This is a genomic window from Pseudomonas sp. F8002 (assembly GCF_013385495.1).
Taxonomy (GTDB): domain Bacteria; phylum Pseudomonadota; class Gammaproteobacteria; order Pseudomonadales; family Pseudomonadaceae; genus Aquipseudomonas.
The window spans coordinates 235,647-259,393 of record NZ_JACAPW010000024.1 but is presented as its reverse complement, the minus strand read 5'-3'; the positions used below and the strand labels follow the sequence as shown (position 1 = coordinate 259,393).

Below are 23,747 nucleotides of genomic sequence, written 5' to 3'. Positions count from 1 at the left end.
GTGGGGCCTCCCTCGCCACAGATTTTGCCTTACAACGATTACAGATTGTTTCCACGAAATCGCTCCAACCTCCTCGCAAGCCCCGGATTTATTGACGTTTCTCCTTCCTGTCAGCTTTTTCATAAATGCTGGCCTTTCATCTAATTGTCATATTCCAGACATAGTGTGTTCACACGGCCTACCGATACTTGGCCCCGATCCAACTATCCCTATCTGCTAGGAGCAAGGCATGAAACTGAAACGTTTGATGGCGGCAATGACTTTTGTCGCTGCTGGCGTTGCGACCGCTAACGCGGTGGCCGCTGGTGTTGACCCGGCGATTCCGGCTTACGTGAAGACCACTGGTGTGTCGGGCAACCTGTCCAGCGTTGGTTCCGATACCCTGGCAAACCTGATGACCCTGTGGGCTGAGGGTTACAAGAAGGAATACCCGAACGTCAACATCCAGATTCAGGCCGCCGGCTCCGCCACTGCACCTCCTGCACTGACTGAAGGCACCTCCAACCTGGGCCCGATGAGCCGCAAGATGAAGGACACCGAACTGGCTGCCTTCGAGCAGAAGTACGGCTACAAGCCAACCGCGATCCCGGTTGCGGTGGATGCCCTGGCCGTGTTCGTGCACAAGGACAACCCGATCCAGCACCTGACCATGGAACAAGTCGACGCGATCTTCTCCTCGACTCGTCTGTGCGGCGCCAAGGCTGACGTCAAGACCTGGGGCGACCTGGGCGTGACCGGCGACCTGGCCAACAAGCCAGTGCAACTGTTCGGTCGCAACTCGGTATCCGGCACCTACGGCTACTTCAAGGAAGAAGCCCTGTGCAAAGGCGACTACAAGCCTAACGTGAACGAACAACCTGGTTCGGCGTCGGTTGTGCAGTCCATCAGCTCCTCGCTGAACGGCATCGGTTACTCGGGCATCGGTTACAAAACCGCCAGCGTGAAAACCGTGGCCCTGGCCAAGAAAGGCAGCACTGACTTCATCGAAGACAGCGAAGAAAACGCCCTGAACGGCAAATACCCGCTGTCGCGCTTCCTCTACGTCTACGTCAACAAAGCCCCGAACAAGCCTCTGGCCCCGCTGGAAGCCGAGTTCGTGAAGCTGGTTCTGTCCAAACAGGGCCAGGAAGTGGTAGTGAAAGACGGCTACATCCCGCTGCCAGCCAAAGTTGCCGCCAAGGCACTGGCTGACCTGGGCCTGAAAGAAGGTGGCAAATAAGCCGCCGGTAAACCTGCCTTGAACCGCGGTTTACCCACGGTTCAAGGCCCGGGCGGGGTCTGTAAGACCTGGACCTTGCCTCCCATTTTTTAATCCGCTGCCAGCCCTGCTACGCGGCGGATTTCTTGCGTCACTGCATTGTCATTTTTCTGTCATACAGGATCGCTAGGGTGTGCGCATGAATGATCTGGCCAATTCCACCATGACGACGACTTCTCCCCCCAAGCGCATTGATTTCAATACGCCTGAGCTGCAACGCAAGCGCCGCATCCGCGCGCTAAAGGATCGCCTGACCCGTTGGTACGTGCTGGTGGGCGGCCTTGCCGTCCTGGGCGCTATCACCTTGATCTTCTTCTTCCTCGCCTACGTGGTCGCGCCGCTGTTCCACGGCGCCAACCTGACCAAGGAAGAGGCCCTGGCGCCTGCCTGGCTGCAGGACGCCGGCAAGCCGCTGATGATCTCCATGGAAGAACAGAACCAGGTCGCCATGCGGGTTTCCGACAAGGGCCAGGCGCTGTTCTTCAACGTTGACACGGGTGCCGAACTCAAGCGCGTTGACCTGCCGTTGCCGGCGGGCGTGACAGTCGCCTCCATTGGTGAAGACCAGCCCGGCAGCCCGCTGGTGATCCTGGGCCTGTCCAACGGCCAGTCCCTGGTGTTCCGCCACACCTATAAAGTGTCGTACCCGGACGGCAAGAAGACCATCTCGCCCGCCGTCGAATACCCTTACGGCGAAACACCGATCGTCCTCGACGAACAGGGCCGCTCCCTTGAGCATGTCGCCTTGAATGCGACCGACTCGACGCTGGTGGTGGCCGGTTCCAGTGGTGCCCATCTGAACGTGCTGTCCATCAGCCGTGAAGAAAACATGATGACCGAGGAAGTCACCACCGAGCAGAAGCGCATCGAACTGCCGCAAATGACCGAGCCGGTCAAAGCCATCTTCGTTGATCCGCGCCAGCAGTGGCTGTACGTGATCAACGGTCGCGCCCAGGCCGACGTTTTCAGCCTGCGGGACAAGAGCCTCAACGGTCGCTACAAGTTATTGGAAGACGGCGTGGCGCAAGTCACGGCCAGCACCCAGCTGGTGGGCGGCATCTCGCTGATCATCGGTAACTCCAGCGGTGGCCTGGCGCAGTGGTTCATGGCCCGCGACCCGGACGGCGAACAACGCCTGAAGCAGATCCGTACCTTCCAGATGGGCACCGCGCCTATCGTTGAAATCACTGCTGAAGAACGTCGCAAAGGCTTCACCGCTCTCGACGCTTCCGGCAAGTTCGGCGTGTTCCACAGCACCGCCCACCGCACGTTGCTGGTGGACCAGGTGGTCGACGGCAACGGTATCTTCGGCATGTCGCCACGAGCCAACCGGGTGATCGTCGAGGCCGGCGGCAAGCTGCAACCGCTGCTGCTGGACAACCCGCACCCGGAAGTTTCCTGGAGCGCGCTGTGGAGCAAGGTCTGGTACGAAAACTACGACGAGCCTAAATACGTCTGGCAATCGACCGCCGCCAATACCGACTTCGAACCCAAGATGAGCCTGGCGCCCCTGACCTTCGGTACCCTGAAGGCCGCGTTCTACGCCATGCTGCTGGCCGCACCACTGGCCGTTGCCGCTGCGATCTACACCGCTTACTTCATGGCCCCGAGCCTGCGCCGCAAGGTCAAGCCGGTGATCGAATTGATGGAAGCGATGCCGACGGTGATCCTCGGCTTCTTCGCCGGCCTGTTCCTGGCGCCGTATGTCGAAGGGCACCTGCCGGGGATTTTCAGCCTGCTGATGCTGCTGCCGATTGGCATCCTGGTGGCCGGCTTCATCTTCAGCCGCCTGCCTGAGTCGATCCGCCTGCGGGTCCCGGATGGCTGGGAAAGCGCGATCCTGATCCCGGTGATCCTGTTTGTGGGCTGGCTCTCGTTGTACATGAGCCCGTACCTGGAAACCTGGTTCTTCGGCGGCGACATGCGCATGTGGATCTCCCACGACCTGGGCATCACCTACGACCAGCGCAACGCCCTGGTAGTCGGCCTGGCCATGGGTTTCGCGGTGATCCCGAACATCTACTCCATCGCCGAAGACGCCGTGTTCAGCGTGCCGCGCGGCCTGACCCTGGGCTCCCTGGCCCTGGGCGCCACGCCATGGCAGACCATGACCCGCGTCGTGATCCTGACCGCCAGCCCGGGCATCTTCTCGGCGCTGATGATCGGCATGGGCCGCGCGGTCGGTGAAACCATGATCGTGCTGATGGCCACCGGCAACACGCCGGTGATGGAGATGAACCTGTTTGAAGGCCTGCGCACCCTGGCAGCCAACGTCGCGGTGGAAATGCCCGAATCGGAAGTCGGCGGCAGCCACTACCGCGTGCTGTTCCTCTCGGCGCTGGTGCTGCTGCTGTTCACCTTCATCATGAACACCCTCGCCGAGCTGATTCGTCAGCGTCTGCGCAAGAAATACTCGTCGCTTTAAGAAAGGTAGAAGTCTGTGAAACAGAACTCCCTGAATGGATGGTTCAAGAGCGGCGCCCCGGGCGTCTGGATCAGCGGTGGCGCGGTGTCCATCGCGGTCATCATGACCATTGGTTTGCTGGCCGTGATTGCCGTGCGTGGCCTGGGCCACTTCTGGCCGGCCGACCTGATCCAGGCCAACTACAACGTGCCGGGCCAGGAAAATCACATCGTCGTCGGCGAAGTGGTACAGAAAGAAGAAGTGCCCCGCGAGCGCCTGAAAAGCGCTGGCTTGCCGGTGCCGGACCAAGGCCCAGAGTTCATGACCCGCGAGCTGATCAAGGTCGGCAACCGTGACTTGAACGGCAATGACTTCACCTGGATCGTCGGCGAGTGGCTGACCAACCAGACCAAGCCGGTCGAGTTGATGGCCATCGAGCGTCGTGAGTGGGGCAACTTCTACGGCACCCTGGTCAACGTCAAGCAGGACGGCAAGGTGATCGCCGAAGGCGAGGCGGCCTGGCCGGAACTGCAAGCCCGCGTGGACCGCGTCAACAAGCTCGCGGCCCAGCTCAAGACCCTCGAGAAGTCCGACATCGGCGCCATCAACGCCGGCCTCGAACGCATCCGCCTGCACGGTCGCAAGCTGGAGCTGGAAGGCAAGCTGGACGCCACCGCCCAGGCCGACATGGACAGCGGCCGCGCCGAACTGAACAACCGCTACAAGGACATCGAAGCCCGCCTGGCCGACCTGCACACCCAGTTCAACCGCGACAGCCTGACCGCCCGCGATGCCAACGGCAAAGAAATCGAAATCGGCATTGGCAAGGTGGTGCACGCTTACCAGCCGAACGCCATGGGCTACATGACCAAGGTTGGTTTCTACTTCAGCAAGGTCTGGGAATTCCTCAGCGACGATCCACGGGAAGCCAACACCGAAGGCGGGATTTTCCCGGCGATCTTCGGCACCGTGATGATGACCCTGATCATGGCGATGATCGTGACCCCGTTCGGCGTGCTGGCGGCGGTGTACCTGCGTGAATACGCCAAGCAGAACACCCTGACGCGGATCATCCGCATCGCGGTGAACAACCTGGCCGGTGTACCCGCCATCGTTTACGGCGTGTTCGGCCTTGGCTTCTTTGTGTACGTACTGGGCGGCTCGGTTGACCGGCTGTTCTTCGCCGAGGCCTTGCCGGCACCGACCTTCGGTACGCCTGGCCTGCTCTGGGCATCCCTGACCCTGGCGCTGCTGGCGGTACCGGTGGTGATCGTGGCCACTGAAGAAGGCTTGGCGCGGATTCCTCGCACCGTACGTGAAGGTTCTCTGGCACTGGGCGCGACCAAGGCGGAAACGCTGTGGAAGATCGTGCTGCCGATGGCCAGCCCGGCGATGATGACCGGCATGATCCTCGCCGTGGCCCGCGCCGCGGGTGAAGTGGCGCCGCTGATGCTGGTGGGTGTGGTGAAACTGGCGCCGTCGCTGCCGGTGGACGGCAACTACCCGTACCTGCACCTGGACCAGAAGATCATGCACCTGGGCTTCCATATCTATGACGTCGGCTTCCAGAGCCCCAACGTCGAAGCCGCGCGGCCGCTGGTGTACGCCACCGCCTTGCTGCTGGTGCTGGTGATCGCCACGCTCAACTTGTCGGCGGTGTGGATTCGTAACCACCTGCGCGAAAAATACAAAGCGCTGGACAGTTAAGCGGGCACCTGTGGGAGCTGGCTTGCCTGCGATGCCGGCGACTCGGTTGAACAGGTACACCGCGGTGATGCCATCGCAGGCAAGCCAGCTCCCACAGGGTTAGCGCTAGACACAGATTTTGGGTAAACCGCCCCGGCGGTTCAACGAACGAATTGGTAGCACAGGGAGCATCCCATGCAACATGAAACCCATTCCCACGGCATCAACATGTCAGCCCTGGGTCGCGACAAGCAGAGCCTGAGCCTGGCCCAGGAAACCGTGGCCATCGAAGTACCGGGCCTGAGCCTGTACTACGGCGACAAGCAGGCGCTGTACGACGTCAGCATGAACATTCCGAAGCAGCGCGTGACCGCCTTCATCGGCCCGTCCGGTTGCGGCAAGTCGACCCTGCTGCGCACCTTCAACCGGATGAACGATCTGGTGGACGGCTGCCGCGTCGAGGGCGCGATCAACCTGTACGGCACCAACATCTACCGCAAGGGCGAAGACGTGGCCGAGCTGCGGCGCCGGGTGGGCATGGTGTTCCAGAAGCCCAACCCGTTTCCCAAGACCATCTACGAAAACGTGGTCTACGGCCTGCGCATCCAGGGCATCAACAAAAAGCGCGTCCTCGACGAAGCCGTTGAGTGGGCACTGAAAGGCGCGGCGCTGTGGGACGAGGTCAAGGACCGCCTGCACGAGTCGGCCCTCGGTTTGTCCGGCGGCCAGCAGCAACGTCTGGTGATCGCCCGCACCATCGCCGTGGAGCCGGAAGTGCTGCTGCTCGATGAACCGTGCTCGGCACTCGACCCCATCTCCACGTTGAAAGTCGAAGAGCTGATCTACGAACTTAAATCCAAGTTCACCATCGTCATCGTGACCCACAACATGCAACAGGCGGCGCGGGTTTCCGACTACACCGCGTTCATGTACATGGGCAAGCTGGTGGAATTTGGCGACACCGATACCCTGTTCACCAACCCGGCGAAGAAGCAGACCGAAGACTACATCACCGGTCGCTACGGCTAGCAGGTGGCTGGTTGCTCACTGAACTGATGCTGCGGTCGACCGCACCTTACTGGACGTTCCAAGGACGCCAACATGATTAGCAAAGAAGGCCTTACCCATCACATCTCCGCGCAGTTCAACGCCGAGCTTGAGGAGGTGCGCAGCCACCTCCTGGCCATGGGCGGGCTGGTGGAGAAGCAAGTCAACGACGCCGTCACCGCGCTGATCGAGGCCGACTCGGGCCTGGCCCAGCAAGTGCGCGAGATCGATGACCAGATCAACCAGATGGAACGCAACATCGACGAAGAATGCCTGCGCATCCTGGCCCGTCGTCAGCCGGCGGCGTCCGACCTGCGTTTGATCATCAGCATCTCCAAGTCGGTGATCGACCTGGAGCGCATCGGTGACGAAGCCACCAAGATCGCCCGCCGCGCCATCCAGTTGTGTGAGGAAGGCGAAGCGCCGCGTGGTTATGTCGAAGTGCGCCACATCGGTGACCAGGTGCGCAACATGGTTCGCGACGCCCTCGACGCGTTTGCCCGTTTCGACGCCGAGCTGGCGTTGTCGGTGGCTCAATACGACAAGACCATCGACCGCGAATACAAGACGGCGCTGCGCGAACTGGCGACCTACATGATGGAAGACCCGCGCTCTATCTCACGGGTACTGAGCATCATCTGGGTACTGCGTTCGCTGGAACGCATCGGCGACCACGCACGCAACATCTCGGAACTGGTGATTTACCTGGTGCGGGGTACCGACGTGCGGCACATGGGCCTCAAGCGGATGAAAGCAGAAGTTGAAGGTACGACCGATCAAATCCCTAATGTTCCGGGCGTTCCTGACGATAAGTAAGATTGCCCGAGAAATAAACGCCCGGCCTTTGGTCGGGCGTTTTCGTTTGTGGTGTTGGAATTTTTGGCAAAACGCCATCAGCGAAGCGTTATGCTTGCCGGGGTTTTTATAGGATGAAGGGTCGATGAGCAAAGTCAGTGTATTGGTGGTGGATGACGCCTCGTTTATTCGCGACCTGGTGAAGAAGTGCCTGCGTAACTACTTCCCGGGGATCAAGATCGAAGATGCGGTGAACGGCAAAAAGGCCCAGGCCATCCTGATGCGCGAAACCTTCGACATGGTGCTGTGCGACTGGGAAATGCCGGAAATGTCCGGCCTGGAACTGTTGACCTGGTGCCGTGAACAGCCTCATCTCAAAGCCATGCCTTTCGTCATGGTGACCAGCCGTGGCGACAAGGAAAACGTGGTGCAGGCGATCCAGGCCGGGGTTTCCGGCTACGTCAGCAAGCCATTCACCAACGAGCAGTTGCTGAACAAGGTCAAGCAGGCACTGAACAAGATTGGCCGCCTCGACGCGCTGATCGCCAGCGCACCGACCAAGATGAACTCGGCGTTCGGTAACGATTCCCTCAGCGCCCTCACTGGTGGCAAGCCTGACGCAGTCAAGCCGGCCCCGGTGGCCGCGCCCAGCAAAGGCCTGCTCAACAGCCCGCCGGTGCAGGTGGCTGCGGCAGCGTCGCCTGCCAGCGGTCGTGGCCAGGGCCAGTTGCGCCTGTCCAGTGGCACCCAGCAGTGTGTGATCAAGGCCCTGAGTATCAAGGAGGCGCTGCTGGTGGTGCGTCGTGGTGAAATCCTGCCTCAGGTACTGGAAAGCGCCGTGCTCGACCTGGAGCAGGGTGAGAACGCTGAAGTGGCGCGTCTGAATGGCTACCTGCATGCCGTGGTGGCCTACGAGCCCAAGCCCGACAGTGACTGGCTGCAACTGACCTTCCGGTTTATCGACCAGGATGCGCAGAAGCTTGACTACATTTCGCGGCTGATCGCCCGCGGGACCGCACAGAAGCATTTTGTGCCGGGTGCGTGACAGCGTTAACGCTTTACCTGTGGCGAGGGAGCTTGCTCCCGTTGGCTGCGCAGCAGCCCCGAGAACTTTGGCGCAGTCTGTTTTGCAGAACCGCAGTGACTTTATCAGGGCCGCTTCGCGCCCCAACGGGAGCAAGCTCCCTCGCCACGCAGGCTCCTTCGCCACAGGGGCAGTGGAAGGTTCACATAGCACTGTCATGATCCCTTGTTAGCCTGCCATCCAGTCGTCCCTGGCAGGCCAACCTGATGCTCGTGCGCTCACTGCTGTTGTGTGGACTGTTCGCCGTTGTCATGCCGGCGATGTCCATGACCCTCTACAAATCCATCGACGCCGACGGCGCTGTGGTCTTCAGCGACCGGTACACGCCCGGGGCGCAGGCGTTTGTGTATCAGGAGCGGGTGATTCCCAAGCCTGTATATCCGTCGCAACCCGCTTCCTATCGTTATCCCTTGCCCTGGCGTGGCGGGCCGTTCCGTCTCACCCAAGGCCCCAACGGTACCTTCAGCCACTCCGAGCTCAAAAGCCGTTATGCGATGGACATTGCCATGCCTGAAGGCACGCCAATCATCGCGGCACGTGGCGGTGTCGTACTGAAAACCGAGAACGAGCAGAGCGGGCGCGGCAGCGATCCATCGGGCAATTTCGTGCGGGTGCAGCACGATGACGGCACGCAAGGCGTGTACCTGCACCTCAAGCAAGGGTCGGTCAGCGTCAGGGAAGGGCAGCGCGTGGCGGTGGGCAGCCCGCTGGCGCTGTCGGGCAATACCGGCAACAGCAGCGGGCCGCATCTGCATTTTGTGGTGCAGCGCACGACGGCGTCGGGGCTGGTGTCGATTCCCTATGAATTCAACCAGCCGGTGCAGGCGTTGCCCAACTTTGCGTTGGGCACGCGGTAAGGCTTAATCCAGCAATAGCACCTTGGCCAACACGATCTTCGGCCCTTTCATCTTCTTGATGATGATGCGCAGGCCTTCGACTTCCAGCACTTCTTCCTCTTCCGGCACCCGTTTCAGGGTGTCGTAGATCAGCCCGGCCAGGGTTTCGGCCTCGATGTGGTCCAGGTCGACGCCCAGCAGGCGCTCCACCTTGAACAGCGGCGTGTCGCCACGCACCAGCAATTTGCCCGGCTGGTAAGCGAGGATGCCGCGCTCGGCCTTGCGGTGTTCGTCCTGGATGTCGCCTACCAGTACTTCCAGCACGTCTTCCATGGTCAGGTAGCCGATGACCTTGCCGTCGGCCTCTTCCACCAAGGCGAAGTGCGCGCCGCCTTTACGGAACTGCTCGAGCAGTTGCGACAGCGGCATATGGCGCGATACGCGTTCCAGCGGGCGGGTCAGCTCGGCCAGGTTGAACGACTCGGGAATGTGGTCCAGGGCCGCCAGTTCCAGCAGCAGGTCCTTGATGTGCAGCAGGCCGACGAACTCGTTGCGCACGGCGTCGTACACCGGGTAGCGGCTGAACTTGTGGCGACGGAACAGCGCCAGGATTTCCTTGAGCGGTGCGTTGAAGTCCAGGGTCACCAGGTCTTCCCGGGAGTTGGCCCAGTCCACCACTTCCAGCTCGCCCATTTCCACGGCGGAGGCCAACACGCGCATGCCTTGGTCGCTCGGGTCCTGGCCACGGCTGGAGTGCAGGATCAGTTTCAGTTCTTCACGGCTGTAATGGTGCTCGTGGTGCGGGCCAGGCTCGCCTTGGCCGGCGATGCGCAGGATGGCGTTGGCACTGGCGTTGAGCAGGTAGATCGCCGGGTACATGGCCCAGTAGAACAGGTACAGCGGCACGGCGGTCCACAGCGACAGCAACTCGGGCTTGCGAATGGCCCAGGACTTGGGCGCCAGTTCACCGACCACGATGTGCAGGTACGAGATGACGAAGAAGGCGGCAAAGAACGACACGCCCTTGATCACTTCCGGCGACTGCACACCGATTGCGCCCAGCAACGGCTCGAGGATGTGCGCAAAGGCCGGTTCACCGACCCAGCCCAGGCCCAGGGAGGCGAGGGTGATACCCAACTGGCAGGCCGACAGATAGGCGTCGAGCTGGCTGTGTACGGTGCGCAGGATCTGCCCGCGCCAGCCGTTCTTGTGGGCGATGGCCTCGACCCGGGTCGAGCGCAGTTTGACCATGGCAAATTCCGCCGCAACGAAAAAGCCGTTGAGCAGTACCAGGATCAGTGCAAAAAGAATCATGCCGAAGTCGGCGAAGAGTGTCGCGAGGGTGATGCCAGGGGAAGGGTCCATGATGGGGTTTTGCGGGTTCCGTCTAATCGAAAAGGGTGAGCAGGTGGGCCTGAAAGGCAGGCGCAAGTCCGCCAATGTAGCGGCTGACGGGGCGCTTGCCTAGTGGCGGCTGCCGGGCGGAGGGTCACTCGTCCTGATGAATGACCCGGGAACGTGTCATCTGTGCCGGCGGAAAATGGCAGGTAAAGGTACTACCATGGCCCAACACACTGCTGATTTCCAGTCGCGCGCGATGGCGCAGCAGCACATGCTTGACGATGGCCAGGCCGAGCCCGGTGCCGCCGGTGTTGGAGTTACGGCTGGAGTCGACGCGGTAGAAACGCTCGGTGAGGCGCGGCAAATGCTTGGCGTCGATGCCCATCCCGGAGTCCTGTACGCTGAGGTGTGCGCCCTGGTCGTCGGCCCACCAGCGGATGCGGATGTTGCCTTTGTCCTGGGTGTATTTGACGGCGTTGAACACCAGGTTGGAAAACGCGCTGCGCAGCTCGCCCTCGCTGCCCTTGAGCAGGATCGACGGGTCGGCTTCAAGGGTGATCTGCTGCTCACGCTGCCCGGACAATGCCTGGGCGTCGCTCTTGATCGTCTGCAACAGGCTTTGCACCGGCACCGGATGGTTGTCCGAGGGGTAATCGGTGGCTTCCAGCTTGGCCAGCAACAGCAGGTCGTTGAGCAGGGTTTGCATGCGCGAGCCTTGCTGCTGCATCTGTTGCAGGGCACGGGTCCAGCGCGGGTTCACGTCTTCGACGTTATCGAGCAGCGTCTCCAGATAACCGCAGATCACCGTCAGCGGTGTGCGCAGTTCGTGGGAGACGTTGGCGACGAAGTCCTTGCGCATCTGTTCCAGCTGATGGATGCGTGTGACATCGCGCACCAGCATCAAATGTTCATTATTGCCGTAGCGCGTCAGGTACAGCTGGATACGCACGCGGTCGTTGGTCGGTGACGGTATTTCCAGGGCTTCTTCGTAGTTGTCCTGCTCGAAGTACTCCTTGAAACGCGGGTGGCGCACCAGGTTGGTCACCGGCTGGCCGCTGTCCTGGGGCGTCTTGAGGCCCAGCAAGGTCTCTGCGGCGCGGTTCCACCATTCCAGGTTGCCGTCGCTGTCGAGCATGATCACCGCGTCTTTCAGTGCGGCGGTGGACTCCTGCACCCGGTCGATCACCGCTTGCAGGCGCCCGCGTACGCGCTGGTCGCGGCGTTGCAGGTGGTAGATGCTGTCGAACACCTCGCCCCACAGGCCGTAGCCATCGGGTGGTGCTTCGTCGGGTTTGTGCTGGCGCAGCCATTCGTGCAGGCGCAGCAGTTGCTTGAGGGTCCAGCCCAGGTAAAGGCCCAGGCCGACGGCCAGGCTCCAGCCGTAATAGCCGCTGACCAGGCCCACCAGCAGGCAGCCGGTGATCAACAGGAGCATGTGGCGGATCAGGGTGCCATGCCAGTTTTGGTTCACTTAAACACGCGTCCTTTCAGCTGTCTGGGCAGTTCGGGCTGGCTCAGCCTTTGGTGGAAAACCGGTAGCCGGTGCCGCGCACGGTTTGTACCAGATTCTCGTAAGCGTCGCCCAAGGCTTTGCGCAAGCGGCGGATATGCACGTCGACGGTGCGCTCTTCCACATACACATTGCCGCCCCAGACCTGGTCCAGCAGTTGGCCGCGGGTGTAGGCGCGCTCCTGGTGGGTCATGAAGAATTGCAGCAGGCGGTATTCGGTAGGGCCCATCTCGGCGGGTTTGCCGTCGATGGTCACGCGGTGGCTGATCGGGTCCAGAATCAGGCCGTCGACTTCGATCGGCGCTTCACCATCGGTGGGGCCGGCACGGCGCAGAACGGCTTTCAGACGGGCGACCAGTTCCCGTGGGGAAAAGGGCTTGGTGATGTAGTCATCGGCGCCGACTTCCAGGCCCTGGATCTTGTTGTCCTCTTCGCCCTTGGCGGTGAGCATGATGATCGGGATATCCCCGGTCAGCTCGTCACGCTTGAGGCGGCGGGCCAGTTCGATGCCGGAGGTGCCGGGCAGCATCCAGTCCAGCAGGATCAGGTCCGGCTTGCGGTCGACGATAATGGCATGGGCCTGCTGGGAGTTCTCCGCCTCCAGGCAGTCATAGCCGGCCATTTCCAACGCAACGGCGATCATCTCGCGAATGGGCGCTTCGTCGTCAACGATCAGAATGCTCCTGCCAACCATGCTAAATCCTCTTGTCATTTAACTGTCTTGCGCCGCATTAGATAACGGAATTATTGCAGTCGTGTGACAGTAATTTAGTCGCCTGGGCAATCCTTGCCTCTCTGGACTACGCTTTGGGTCCGAATCCTGACAACCACAAAAGGAAGGTTCCCATGACTCACAGTACTTTTTCCTGGAAAGCCCTGCTGGTAACGGCCGCGTTAACGCTGCCGACACTGGCGTTTGCGGCAGACCCGGCGATGACCAAGGACGGGATGCTGGTGGACCACAACGGCATGACCCTCTACACCTTTGCCAAGGACGCTGATGGCAAATCCATGTGCAACGACAAGTGCGCCACCAACTGGCCGCCGTTGATGGCCGAATCCACCGACAAGCCCATGGGCAAGTGGACCGTGATCACCCGTGACGACCAGAAAAGCCAGTGGGCCTACAGCGGCAAGCCGCTCTACACCTTCATCATGGACAAGAAGGCCGGTGACATGACCGGCGAAGGCAAAATGGACGGGGCGTGGAAGGTCGCCAAGCCTTGATGTGAGCCGGATAAGGGTGAGGGGCCTGGCCTCTCACCGAAATCCGTAGTCCGCGACAATCCCGACAAAAATCGCCAACCCGGCCCAGTGGTTGTGCAAAAACGCCTTGAAGCATTTGAGCCGGTCCTTGTCCCGGGTGTACCAGAACTCCCAGGCAAAACACCCGGCCGCCGCCAGCAAGCCCAGGTGGAACCAGCCGCCCAACTCAAAACGCATCCCCGCCAGCCACAGGCACACCAGTGCCAGGCCCTGCAGGGTCAGGATGATCACCCGGTCGGCATCGCCGAACAGAATCGCGGTGGATTTGACCCCGATTTTCAGGTCATCGTCGCGGTCGGTCATGGCGTAGTACGTGTCGTATCCCACCGTCCACAACAGGTTGGCGATGTACAACAGCCATGCCGCGGCGGGCAGGCTGCCCGTCTCGGCGGTGAACGCCATCGGCATGCCCCACGAGAACGCCGCGCCCAATACCACCTGCGGGTAATAGGTGTAGCGCTTCATGAACGGGTAGCTGGCCGCCAGCGCGAGGCCGCCCAGGGACAGCCAGATCGTCATGGAGTTGGTCAGCAACACCAGCAGGAAACTGATGACCATCAGCACCGCGAAGAACACCAGGGCCTCTTTCGAGCTGATCCTGCCGCTGACCAGCGGGCGCTGTTCGGTGCGTTTCACATGGCCGTCGACCTTGCGATCGGCCCAGTCATTGATGACGCAACCGCCGGCCCGGGTGAGTACCACGCCGAGCACGAAGATCAGGATATTGAGCAGCGATGGCGAACCCTTGCCGGCAATCCACAGCGCCCACAGCGTGGGCCACAGCAGCAGGTAAATGCCGATGGGCTTGTCCATGCGGGTCAACTGGATGAAGTCCCAGGCCCTTGGGTTCAGGTGATTCAGGGATTTGAGCAGGCGCTGGTACATCAGAAACGCTCCGGATGGTCGTGCACGGCTTGCCACAGGGGCGGCAGGAAGATTTCAGCCACCAGCACGCTCAGCGGCCCGCGGTCGAAGCGCGAGCGGCGTGCCCACAGGTGATCGGCCTGGTCCGCCGGGGGCAGCCATTCCCGTGGGTAGCGGCACACCTCGATGGCCTGGCGCGTGAAGGCGTGGTCACAAAACAGCAATTCCCCGAGAGACCGGCTGCCCAACTCGTCCATGTGCAAGCCGTCGCCCTGCAAGGCGCTGCGGGCCGCCACGCTGCGGGCAAACACCCACGGCTGGCCATGGCCACGCAAATACACCTCGCGCACCCAGCCGATGCTGGCGGCGGGCAAGTCCAGGGTGGCGCATTCGTCGTCTCGCAGTGGCTGCCAGCCTTCGAACAACGGCGTCACGCTGAAGCCATCGTCGGACAGGCGCGTCAGGCGCCGGGTCAGCGAACCTTCATCGAACAGCCAGTTGAGTGTCAGCGGCGCGGGCAGTGGGCTCAGAAGGCTCTGGGTCAGCCATCGGCAAGCAGCGGGAAGGGCGTTTGAATGCGGCACGGAGGGTCATTATTGGCAGTTAATGAGGCGGCGAGCTTACCATGGTGCCCTGGACTTTTGCCGGAGTGCGCCAGGCCCATGCGTCGATCATGCTTGCATCTGCGCCTGCTGATCAGTACAAAACGCCCTGAGCCGCACGGCAAGGTTGCATCTATCGACCGTCGGCCAACGCGCCTGGACCTGAGGAAACAAGTAATGAAGAAGTGGCAATGTGTCGTCTGTGGCCTGATCTACGACGAGAAAGACGGATGGCCGGATGACGGCATCGCGCCGGGCACCCTGTGGCAGGACGTCCCCGAAGACTGGCTGTGCCCGGACTGCGGCGTGGGCAAAATGGATTTCGAAATGATCGAAATCGGCTGATTGCTGATTTAAATCGCAATTCAAGAAACGTACTACAAGGAGAAAGGAATGAACGCACCTGTCGTGATCGTCGGCACGGGTTTGGCCGGTTACAACCTGGCTCGGGAGTTTCGCAAGCTCGATAGCGAAACCCCGCTGTTGCTGATCACCGCAGATGACGGGCGCTCCTACTCCAAGCCCATGCTCTCCACCGGCTTTGGCAAGAACAAGGAAGCCGACGGCCTGAGCATGGCGGAACCGGGCGCCATGGCCGAGCAACTGAAGGCCGAAGTGCGTACCCACACCCGCATCAGTGGCATCGACCCGGGCCACAAGCGCTTGTGGATCGGTGAGGAAGCGGTGGCCTATCGCGACCTGATCCTGGCCTGGGGCGCAGAAACCGTGCGGGTGCCGGTACAGGGCGACGCCGCCGAGCTGATTTTCCCGATCAACGACCTCGAAGACTACGCACGCTTTCGTGCCGCTGCGGCCGGAAAACGCCGGGTGCTGTTGCTGGGTGCCGGGCTGATCGGCTGCGAGTTCGCCAACGACCTGATCCTCGGCGGCTACGAGATCGACCTGGTGGCGCCGTGCGAGCAAGTCATGCCGACCCTGCTGCACCCGGCAGCCGCCGCAGCGGTGCAGGCCGGTCTGGAAGGCCTGGGGGCGCGTTTCCACCTGGGCCCGGTGCTCAATCGCCTGCAGCGCACCGCTGACGGCCTGGAAGCCCACTTGTCTGATGGCGAAGTGATCCAGTGTGACCTGGTGGTGTCTGCTATCGGCCTGCGCCCCCGTGTCGACCTGGCCGCCGCCGCCGGGTTGCAGATCAACCGCGGGATCATGGTCGACCGCCACCTCAAGACCTCCCACGCCAACATCTACGCCCTGGGCGACTGCGCCGAGGTCGATGGCCTGAACCTGCTGTACGTAATGCCCCTGATGAGCTGCGCCCGCGCCCTGGCCCAGACCCTGGCGGGTAACGCGACGGCCGTCAGCTACGGCCCTATGCCCGTCACGGTAAAAACCCCGATCTGCCCGCTGGTCGTCTCGCCACCGCCACGGGGCACCGAAGGCGTGTGGAGCGTCGAAGGGCAGGGCGGCGACATCAAGGCTCTGTGCCGCGACGCCAGCGGCCGACTGCTGGGCTACGCCCTGACCGGCACGGCCGTGATGGAAAAACTGGCCCTCAACAAAGAACTTCCGCCGCTGCTGGCGTAAATGCTGGTCGTTCTGTCGGAATAAGCATCATTTTGACCGTAGAAAGGTCGCCGTGAGACTGGCGCAGGCCCCGATGGCATGCCATCCTCACTCCCGTCTGCCGCAGAGTAGAGCCTGCGGCGCCTTGGGCGCTGCTCCGATAGAGAGCAGCACGGACATAACAACAAAAAACCGTCAAAGAGGCTTCACTTATGCGTAAACCAGAACTCGCAGCCGCTATTGCAGAAAAAGCAGACCTGACCAAAGAACAGGCCAACCGCGTACTAAACGCCGTACTTGAAGAAATCACCGGCGCGCTGCATCGCAAGGACAGCGTCACCCTGGTGGGCTTCGGCACCTTCCTGCAGCGCCACCGCGGCGCCCGCACCGGCAAAAACCCGCAAACCGGCGAGCCGGTGAAAATCAAGGCGAGCAACACCGTTGCGTTCAAGCCAGGCAAGTCGCTTAAAGACAGCGTCAATCCGTAAGTAAAGAAGCCTGCGCTACGCACATGCGAGTGTGAGCGCGGGATAAAAAATGGGCACGCCGACTGGGTCGGGTGCCCATTTTTTGTTGGGGGCTGGTACGTATGCCAGATTAAGCCAGTTCGCCTAAGCGCGTTTTTAGAGCGTCGACTTGCTCCTCCACTGCCTTGATGACATCAGCACTGCCTCCCCACATATCAAGAAACCCCCAGTCTTCATTGGTTGGGTCAATCATTTGCGTCAGTATTGAAATCGCGTGCTGGATCAGGGGCTTCAGTTCTGCCAAATGCTCCGCTGGCCATATATAGGGGTTGCCCAGGGTTTGTAATAGATAACAGGCAGCCCTAAAGGCGTCATAACGTTCTTCAGTGGGATCAAACTGGTTAATTTCGTTGATCAGGACTGCGAAATTCTGTTGTTTCCAAAATTCTTGAAACCAGTCGGCGGCTTCATCGTTTTCCCAAGGATTGTAATTCCAGGTGCCCATTTTTTACTTCTCAGAAAACTTTCCCGCCGGTGACCGGCACGGATTTATTTAATTTACCTGATGATGATTGGCCTAAATAAATCTGCCCATTTTATAGTTCTCAGGCCTAGTGCTCACCCTATAAGGATTGCACTTTATAATACTATGGGGATGTACGAAATAATTTTGTCGGCGATGAACTCAGCAGTCCAGTCATGTTGGAAAATATAGTCGACAGCATCCGGATCTAAAACACTATTTGCCAATAAGTCTATGTTCGCACTTGCCTCTTCTTCAGTTCCTTCGTTGTGCTGGATTTTCAATATAAGCTTTATTAATTCGTGGCGAGACATAGGCAACTCCTAATAAGTGATTTTCTCTGCCTAGTACATCCAATTGAGTTTATAGGCGTAGGAGGGCAGATGGGTGTGCGGTAATTAAACGGCCGCCCCCTCAAAGCTGTTTTTTATTAATTATTAAAAAGTCAGCTCAAAAACGACGTTCCCCAATCGATTTTTTACCTTGTAATTATTTTTGTGGAGTTCTGCGCTCTTGAAAAAATCACTTCGATCAATGAAAGTTGGGACTTCGTGCATCCAGGTTTTGTTTTTTGTTGGACCCTGCACGTTGCAATACCAGCTTTCTCCGACTTCTGCGTTCAAGAGCCTGAAAATAGCAATTTTGTGCTTTTTGTCTTTGCTGTTTTTTGCAAGCTTTTTAATCGAAGTCTCCAGCTGAAAGTGTGTTTCTAAGACGCTGTCAGCAGTAGAGTTTATGACCTCAACAGTCGCCTCGTTGATTCCTTTTTTCGTAGCGATATCAATGAGTGCATTTCGTAATGTCTCTAAAAGTTTTTTGTCTTGGTTGAGACGATCAAGGGATAAAAAAAGTTTAAAGTCGAAGTCTTCTATAAATATGTTTGTCACGCCCAACACATTGTCAAACACGTCTTCGTCGCCGCGGGGGCCTAAAGAAACGACGATTTTACTACTGCCGTTGATGTTCACCTTGGGCAACAGTGTCATGAATATCTGCGTAATGTGGTGGCCCAGATGGCGAATACAGATACGCTCATTCAGAGCGGCTGCGTCACTTTCTTGTAGGATGAGTATACTCAGATTCATTGCATTGTTCGCTTCGAAAAACTAACGGTTAACGGGTGTGACATACTGGTGAAGGGCTGATTTATTTAATTTATCTTATGGCTGTAAGTCTAAATAAACCCGTCCATTTGTATCGGCTCCCTTTATGCCAATTAATTTTGAGGAGAAATAATTTTGCTTATGTCGGCTCCTCTGAATTTCAATGACTTTATTGCGCTTTTAATCTCAAGTGCCGTTTCGATGCCGAGAATAATGGAAGGACTTTTTTCCTTTCCGCTACCGAAGCTAATACTTGTGAAAAACATTCCGTGCTCAAGAGGTTTTCCAGTTTCCTGATAGAATGTCGGGAGAGGGGCCACACAGTCAAAATACTGATGACAGGTACCGCAGAGGTTTTCCTGCTGTTGAGCGCTGTAGCTGATAACGTGCTTGGGTCGGATGAGAAATAGTTGTTTTTTTTCATTGATCAATGAAAAATCAACGTTCAGATCTAAACTGTCAATGTATTCCTTGAAGCGCAGTGATGCGATGAACCTCCGATCATAAGTTACGCCAATATCAGTTTTGTTTGGTGTTCTAAGTTCTGCGGGTTGGTAGCTAGGATCAATGCAGCAACCACAGCTCTTGCAAAATATGTTTTCAGGTGCCTCCTCAAAATAGTAGGCATGATTATTGATGGCACTTAAGTCGTAGGCGATGGTCAAGAATCTAGTCATTACTTTAGTCCCGGATGTTGTGTGAAGAAGTCGACAACAGCATCTTTGTATTGTGCCCCTTTTCCTTTGTAGAAGTCAGCAAGCGCCTGGAGCCTTTCAGTTCTGGTGAAGTTTGCTTGAATTTTTGCGCCGCTGTTGCCCCGTTGTGGCCGCATATGTACAGGGCTTCCATTGACGACTTTTGTTTTTCCGACCAGGAAGTCGTTCATATCGCGGTGAAGCTGTTTGTGATCAGTATCGGTGAGTTTTGTCAGCTTTTGGTTATGTTTGCCGCCCATGAATTTCGGATCGGAGTGATGCCCATGGTGACCGCACGCCCAGCCCAACGGATCGATCCATGTGACCGGATTTGGGGCGTACTGATAAAGATTGATTCCACCCATCAAGTCAATGGGGTCGGTTGTCGTAAAGCGGCCTACATCAGGGTCATAAAATCGGAACGTGTTGTAGTGCAGCCCGATCTCCCGATCTAGGTATTGCCCCTGAAATCGCAGGTTCTGTTCTTCAATGTAGGACGGTTCACGCACCTCTTCCGATGTGTTACCCCATACCCGATAGCTCGCGCGCCAAACATCACGACCGTCATCCTCAGTTAGCTGCTCCGGTAGGCCACTGAGGTCGTTGTGGTAATAGCGGATTTTTTGCAGCGGCCCCATACCGTCGACACGCGCAAGGGGTTCGTAACCCTCGTCCTCATAAATATAGAGGCTGGTTTGACTGTGTTTATGTTCCTGCAGCAGGCGTAATCCGTCCCAGGTGAAGCGTGTCACCCCCAGTGGATAGCCATCGTTGTCATGCTCTGTTTTTTCAGTGCGACGGCCCAATGGGTCGTAGGTCATCCTGACCACATTACCGTTTTCATTGCGCACTTCAACCAGTCGGCTTTCTGCGTCGTAGGCAAACCGTTGCAAGCCTCGAACAGCACTACGCTTTTCGATCATTCGACCAAAAGCATCGTATTTATAGCGTTTGTCTTGGTAGGTGAGCAGCCTGTTATGCCTTACCAAGCCACCCTGTCGTGGGCCGTCGAGCAGGTTGGCTGCCGCGTCATAAGCAAAGGTTTCGGTCTGTCCTACTTGGTGGCTGACGAGAATACGTTCGGTACTGTCGTAACCCAACTGCTCTTGACGATCATGAACACGGTCAACACGCCGACGCCCGATCAGGTTATCGCTGGGATCGTAGCTGTAGTCAGTCTCAACCAACGGCGGCAACTGCCACGGTTGGTCAATACTGCGGCGCTGGCGTGAGCGAACCCTTCCACTGCGGTCATACGCGGTGTTCGTCCTGAGTTGGCCTTGAGTGCGCTGCACTTCGCGATGCAAACGATCACGCTCGAAGTCGCTGATGACCTTCCCATCGAGATTCAACTGATGCAGGTGACCGCTGCCGTAGTAGAGGCGGTTGAGCCATCGACCGTCGGGCAACTGGGTCTGAATCAGGTTCCCCAATTCGTCGTAGTGATGCTGCAAGGAGCCCGCTGTGCTTTGCTCCTGCAGCAGTTGCCCCAGTGCGTCGTAGCTGAAACCCAGTCGCTGCTGCTGACCGTCAATCGCGGTGAACGTGACGCCGACCAGTTGGTCGTTCAGATCATGTTCGTAAACGGTGGTGCCGTCGGCGGTGACTTTGCTGACCAGGCGTCCAACCGGATCTCGCTGAAACTGGTGTGACAATGGCGCTACCGGTTCGCCTTCCGTCCCCGGCAGGAAGTCCACGGCGACAACATCATCCAGCGGATCATAGGTGTAGCAGCGCTGACTCTGGTCGAGGTCATGCTGCCGCACCATGCGGTCGCACGCGTCCCACTCAAAGCGATAGCTTTCACCGTTCTCATTGGTCAGCTTGCGCAATCGGCCATAGGCGTCATGGTCGAACATGACCGTGCGGTTGTGCGCATCCCAGCGCTGTTTGACCAGGCCACGCAGGTCATAGGCATAGCGCGTGGTGCTGCCGGCCGGGTCGACATGGGCCGTCAGGTAACCGCTGGCGCTGCGCTGGAACTGTTCCACGCGGCCATCCGGGAGCTGGCATTCCAGCAATAGCCCCTGAGGACCGTACCGGTAGCGAACCGACTCACCTTCCGCATTGGTCTGCACCACCAGATTGCCAAAGGCATCGTATTGATAACGGGTGGGATAACCCGAGCAATCCACCGCTTCGACCAGTTGGCTCCATTCGTTCCAATGCAGCGTTTTGGTTTTTTCCGTGGCATCGATGATGCGCACCGGTTGACCGAACCCGTCGTAGACATAGCGCGTGCTATTGCCCAGCGGGTCGATTTCCTCGATGCAGTTGCCTCGCTGATCGTAGCGGTAATGCCAACTGTTGCCCGCAAGGTCGGTCTCTACTTGGGGCAACGCCCAGTGCGCGAGCCACTGCGTGCCGCTGGTTCTGGACAGTGGATCGATCACCGCGCTCAGGTTGCCGGACGCGTCATAATTGAAGCGCCACTGACCGTTTTGCGGGTCAATCGCGCCGAGCAACTGGCGATCTTCGCTCCACTCGAACTGCCACGTATGGCCCAGGTTATCGACGTAGCGAGTGATCTGGTACTGCGGGTTCCAATGCCGTGTGCTGACGCGCATCAGGCCATCGGTCACGCGGGTAATGCCGGCGTCGAGATCGTAGTCGAAGGTGTATTCATCGCCTGCGTCTGTCCAGTGGCGGCTCACGCGCCACTCTTCACCGTCCGGGCCGGTCACTGCACTCCATTGATAGAAGCAGCGCAGGCCACTCGGCAACTGGTGTTCGACCATTCGCCGGCCATTGTCATAAGCAAAGCGTCGAAGGGTTGTGCCTTGCACATCCAACACTTCAGCCAGGTCGCCGTTGCTGTCATAGCGGTAGCTGACGAGCACATCGCTGCGCGCATCGAAATGTTCCTGGCGCAGATAACGCCGTTCGATGTGGCTCACGCGCCGTGGGTGTTCAGCCGAGTAGCTCAGTTCGACGTGCATCAAGTCATGGGTGTCGCGCAGGCGATACAGCCGCCCCTGAGCGTCGTAGTCGAGAAAGATCCGCCCTTCATTGCGATCACCCAGCAGCTGCAGACGCATCCGCGCGCTGTTCAGCGGGTCGGGCTCGAACAGGCGATACAGGCCGTCGATGCTCTCGATCAATACCGCGCCGTCGGCACTGCGCCTGACCGCAAGGCCTTCGCCCGGGTCGAATGCTCCGCCGGACAAGGGGATGTAGCCGATTTCCAGACGGCGTCCTTGCTCATCGATGTAGAGCAGGTTTTCGTCTGCATCTATCTCAATCGACACTTCATACGCAACGCTCCAGCCCGCGCCGAAGAGACCGTCCTGGCGTGTGTCGAGGCTGCTGTAGAAACGCTGCCAATCTATCGGGAGCAAACCCGGCAGCACGAAATCCAGCTCCTCGTCCCCTCCCAGGACCTTGGCCCCGGTCGCGCTGTGAACCGGATTGGGCGAGCCATTCATGGCGCTCTTGAGCGCAGAGGTGACCTTGCTGGTTGCATACGAAATGGCACCGCCCACCACCAAGCCACCGACCAGGCACGGTAGCTTGGTCCAGAAACACTTCAGGTTGCCCCGCAACGCCATCACCACCGCAATCGCCAAACCCACGCCCGGCGTCTTGCCGCTGCGAATCTCCTGCACCACGATGGTTCCGCCACCAATGCGCACATCCGGCGAGATCAGGCCCGAGGCTGTGCCGATCTTGGCGTCGCACGTGCTGCGATCGCCACTGCGCGCCGCAGGCTGGCCATTGATGAATACCGAGCTGGACCCCTCGGCAATGAATTGCAGGGGCATTGGCGGGTGCTTGTTGCACCCCACGGTGTCCAGCGGGCAAGGCTCGGTGCCGGGGGCGGGGGAGGCGACGGTCGGGCGCCACATCTGTGAGAAAAACTCCCCGGCCATGTCCAGGAAGCTGGGGGCTGGCGGTTCGCTGGGTGCGACCGGAACCGCAGTCATCTTGCCTGCGGCGCGGGCAGCTTTTTTGCCATTGATGAAGACGTTGTCCGAACCGCTGGTGATGAAGGCATCGATCACCGGCGGGAACACCCAGTTGGCGGCGGACTCGCACCAACTGGATATTTTCAGGTCAGCCCCTGTGAGCCCTGCGGTGATCCCAACGACTGCCCCCACTACCAAGACCAATGCAACGCCGCCTGTGGCGATGGTCGCACCGGTCGCGAGGAAAACCGCCCCTGCAACGGCCAGGCAGCCCACGGTAGTGAGTGCGGCATAGGCGGCCACTTCCAGCACGCCGCCGAGAATATCGGCCATCACCGAGGTGTGCAGCAGCGCGTCGCCTTCGCGGGCAGCCCAGAGGTCTTCACTCATTGTTCAGACTCTGCTCAGGGGGTGACGGCAAAGTTGAGCGTGTTCTTGAGCGTTGCCCAATGAGCCGCCTCGGCAGGCCCCAGGGGCTGGGTCTTGACGTAGCTCAAGGCGATCAGGTTGCGTGTGCCGGGTATCTGCATTGCCAACTGATATTGGTAAATATTGTCGCTGCCTTTGTTGAAACGGTTCTGCACTTCAAAGGCGTCGATGTCCTGCGCCGGCCCCACCTTGATGGCTTGCGCCGGCGAATAACGAAGGTCCTTGACCTGCTGTTCGAGCTTTTTAAGTTGACCCTCGAAGTTGCCTTGCAAGGTCTCGCCATCGGCCAACGGGCTGCGGCTGACCACCAACGTGGTGCCCAGCTTGGCGAACTTGAGAATGTTGATCGAGGTGTCCTGTACCTCTGCATCGGGCAGGGTGAATTGGGCTTCGTTGATCAGGTAATTCATC

22 protein-coding genes are annotated in these 23,747 nt (G+C 59.2%); 11 read left to right on the top strand and 11 right to left on the bottom strand.

Annotated elements, in window-relative coordinates; genetic code table 11:
* Window positions 1-229 precede the first annotated feature (229 nt).
* The 7 genes from HX811_RS19100 to HX811_RS19070 all read left to right on the top strand — a co-directional run bounded on the left by HX811_RS19100 (window position 230) and on the right by HX811_RS19070 (window position 9,131).
* Complete coding sequence (locus HX811_RS19100) at window positions 230-1,219, top strand: phosphate ABC transporter substrate-binding protein PstS (protein ID WP_003213401.1); 990 nt, start codon at window positions 230-232, stop codon at window positions 1,217-1,219.
* A 430-nt stretch (window positions 1,220-1,649) separates the two neighbouring features.
* Window positions 1,650-3,683 carry an ABC transporter permease subunit gene (locus HX811_RS19095; protein ID WP_177046896.1) on the top strand — a complete coding sequence of 678 codons (2,034 nt, stop codon included), beginning with the start codon at window positions 1,650-1,652 and terminating at the stop codon, window positions 3,681-3,683.
* 15 nt (window positions 3,684-3,698) lie between these two features.
* On the top strand, window positions 3,699-5,369 hold the full coding sequence (gene pstA / locus HX811_RS19090; RefSeq protein WP_008439475.1) for a phosphate ABC transporter permease PstA: 1,671 nt from the start codon (window positions 3,699-3,701) through the stop codon (window positions 5,367-5,369).
* A 174-nt stretch (window positions 5,370-5,543) separates the two neighbouring features.
* A complete protein-coding gene (gene pstB / locus HX811_RS19085) occupies window positions 5,544-6,377 on the top strand; it encodes a phosphate ABC transporter ATP-binding protein PstB (protein WP_003213395.1) in 834 nt (277 codons plus the stop codon).
* Between the two features lie 72 nt (window positions 6,378-6,449).
* The gene (phoU, locus tag HX811_RS19080) at window positions 6,450-7,211 is read left to right on the top strand and encodes a phosphate signaling complex protein PhoU (protein WP_003213392.1); all 762 of its coding nucleotides are present in this window, start codon (window positions 6,450-6,452) and stop codon (window positions 7,209-7,211) included.
* 124 nt (window positions 7,212-7,335) lie between these two features.
* Window positions 7,336-8,235, top strand: a complete 900-nt coding sequence (locus HX811_RS19075; RefSeq protein WP_003213389.1) for a response regulator — start codon at window positions 7,336-7,338, stop codon at window positions 8,233-8,235.
* Window positions 8,236-8,480: 245 nt separating this feature from the next.
* Window positions 8,481-9,131 carry a M23 family metallopeptidase gene (locus HX811_RS19070; RefSeq protein WP_008439474.1) on the top strand — a complete coding sequence of 217 codons (651 nt, stop codon included), beginning with the start codon at window positions 8,481-8,483 and terminating at the stop codon, window positions 9,129-9,131.
* 3 nt (window positions 9,132-9,134) lie between these two features.
* Here the strand turns inward: HX811_RS19070 and HX811_RS19065 are convergent, their stop codons facing one another.
* The 3 genes from HX811_RS19065 to phoB all read right to left on the bottom strand — a co-directional run bounded on the left by HX811_RS19065 (window position 9,135) and on the right by phoB (window position 12,655).
* On the bottom strand, window positions 9,135-10,475 hold the full coding sequence (locus tag HX811_RS19065; protein ID WP_003213385.1) for a hemolysin family protein: 1,341 nt from the start codon (window positions 10,473-10,475) through the stop codon (window positions 9,135-9,137).
* A gap of 124 nt (window positions 10,476-10,599) precedes the next feature.
* Complete coding sequence (phoR, locus tag HX811_RS19060) at window positions 10,600-11,922, bottom strand: phosphate regulon sensor histidine kinase PhoR (RefSeq protein WP_177046883.1); 1,323 nt, start codon at window positions 11,920-11,922, stop codon at window positions 10,600-10,602.
* Window positions 11,923-11,965: 43 nt separating this feature from the next.
* Window positions 11,966-12,655, bottom strand: a complete 690-nt coding sequence (phoB, locus tag HX811_RS19055) for a phosphate regulon transcriptional regulator PhoB (RefSeq protein WP_003195617.1) — start codon at window positions 12,653-12,655, stop codon at window positions 11,966-11,968.
* Between the two features lie 152 nt (window positions 12,656-12,807).
* On the opposite strand from phoB, the gene HX811_RS19050 reads away from it, so the two are divergent.
* Window positions 12,808-13,188 carry a hypothetical protein gene (locus HX811_RS19050; protein WP_003213380.1) on the top strand — a complete coding sequence of 127 codons (381 nt, stop codon included), beginning with the start codon at window positions 12,808-12,810 and terminating at the stop codon, window positions 13,186-13,188.
* A gap of 33 nt (window positions 13,189-13,221) precedes the next feature.
* Here HX811_RS19050 and ubiA read toward each other — a convergent pair whose 3' ends face one another.
* Window positions 13,222-14,112, bottom strand: a complete 891-nt coding sequence (gene ubiA / locus HX811_RS19045; RefSeq protein WP_003213378.1) for a 4-hydroxybenzoate octaprenyltransferase — start codon at window positions 14,110-14,112, stop codon at window positions 13,222-13,224.
* Window positions 14,112-14,675 (bottom strand): chorismate lyase, encoded by a 564-nt coding sequence (locus tag HX811_RS19040; RefSeq protein ID WP_177046880.1) that lies wholly within the window; start codon window positions 14,673-14,675, stop codon window positions 14,112-14,114. Before HX811_RS19040 ends, ubiA begins: the two co-directional genes overlap by 1 nt.
* A gap of 195 nt (window positions 14,676-14,870) precedes the next feature.
* Between HX811_RS19040 and HX811_RS19035 the strand changes: the two genes are divergently transcribed.
* The 3 genes from HX811_RS19035 to HX811_RS19025 all read left to right on the top strand — a co-directional run bounded on the left by HX811_RS19035 (window position 14,871) and on the right by HX811_RS19025 (window position 16,702).
* Complete coding sequence (locus tag HX811_RS19035; RefSeq protein ID WP_003213373.1) at window positions 14,871-15,038, top strand: rubredoxin; 168 nt, start codon at window positions 14,871-14,873, stop codon at window positions 15,036-15,038.
* Between the two features lie 48 nt (window positions 15,039-15,086).
* Window positions 15,087-16,235, top strand: a complete 1,149-nt coding sequence (locus tag HX811_RS19030; RefSeq protein WP_003213371.1) for an NAD(P)/FAD-dependent oxidoreductase — start codon at window positions 15,087-15,089, stop codon at window positions 16,233-16,235.
* A gap of 191 nt (window positions 16,236-16,426) precedes the next feature.
* On the top strand, window positions 16,427-16,702 hold the full coding sequence (locus HX811_RS19025; protein WP_003213368.1) for an HU family DNA-binding protein: 276 nt from the start codon (window positions 16,427-16,429) through the stop codon (window positions 16,700-16,702).
* A 109-nt stretch (window positions 16,703-16,811) separates the two neighbouring features.
* On the opposite strand, the gene HX811_RS19020 is transcribed toward HX811_RS19025, so the two are convergent.
* The 6 genes from HX811_RS19020 to HX811_RS18995 all read right to left on the bottom strand — a co-directional run bounded on the left by HX811_RS19020 (window position 16,812) and on the right by HX811_RS18995 (window position 23,746).
* Window positions 16,812-17,186, bottom strand: coding sequence for a DUF4259 domain-containing protein (locus tag HX811_RS19020; RefSeq protein WP_134327542.1), 375 nt, complete (start codon window positions 17,184-17,186; stop codon window positions 16,812-16,814).
* A gap of 134 nt (window positions 17,187-17,320) precedes the next feature.
* A complete protein-coding gene (locus tag HX811_RS19015; RefSeq protein WP_017476743.1) occupies window positions 17,321-17,518 on the bottom strand; it encodes a hypothetical protein in 198 nt (65 codons plus the stop codon).
* A gap of 123 nt (window positions 17,519-17,641) precedes the next feature.
* Window positions 17,642-18,289 carry a hypothetical protein gene (locus HX811_RS19010; RefSeq protein WP_218172341.1) on the bottom strand — a complete coding sequence of 216 codons (648 nt, stop codon included), beginning with the start codon at window positions 18,287-18,289 and terminating at the stop codon, window positions 17,642-17,644.
* Window positions 18,290-18,420: 131 nt separating this feature from the next.
* Complete coding sequence (locus tag HX811_RS19005) at window positions 18,421-18,972, bottom strand: hypothetical protein (RefSeq protein ID WP_177046878.1); 552 nt, start codon at window positions 18,970-18,972, stop codon at window positions 18,421-18,423.
* An 11-nt stretch (window positions 18,973-18,983) separates the two neighbouring features.
* Window positions 18,984-23,297, bottom strand: coding sequence for an RHS repeat-associated core domain-containing protein (locus HX811_RS19000; RefSeq protein ID WP_256344444.1), 4,314 nt, complete (start codon window positions 23,295-23,297; stop codon window positions 18,984-18,986).
* A gap of 14 nt (window positions 23,298-23,311) precedes the next feature.
* Complete coding sequence (locus HX811_RS18995) at window positions 23,312-23,746, bottom strand: DcrB-related protein (protein WP_177028069.1); 435 nt, start codon at window positions 23,744-23,746, stop codon at window positions 23,312-23,314.
* Window position 23,747 lies beyond the last annotated feature (1 nt).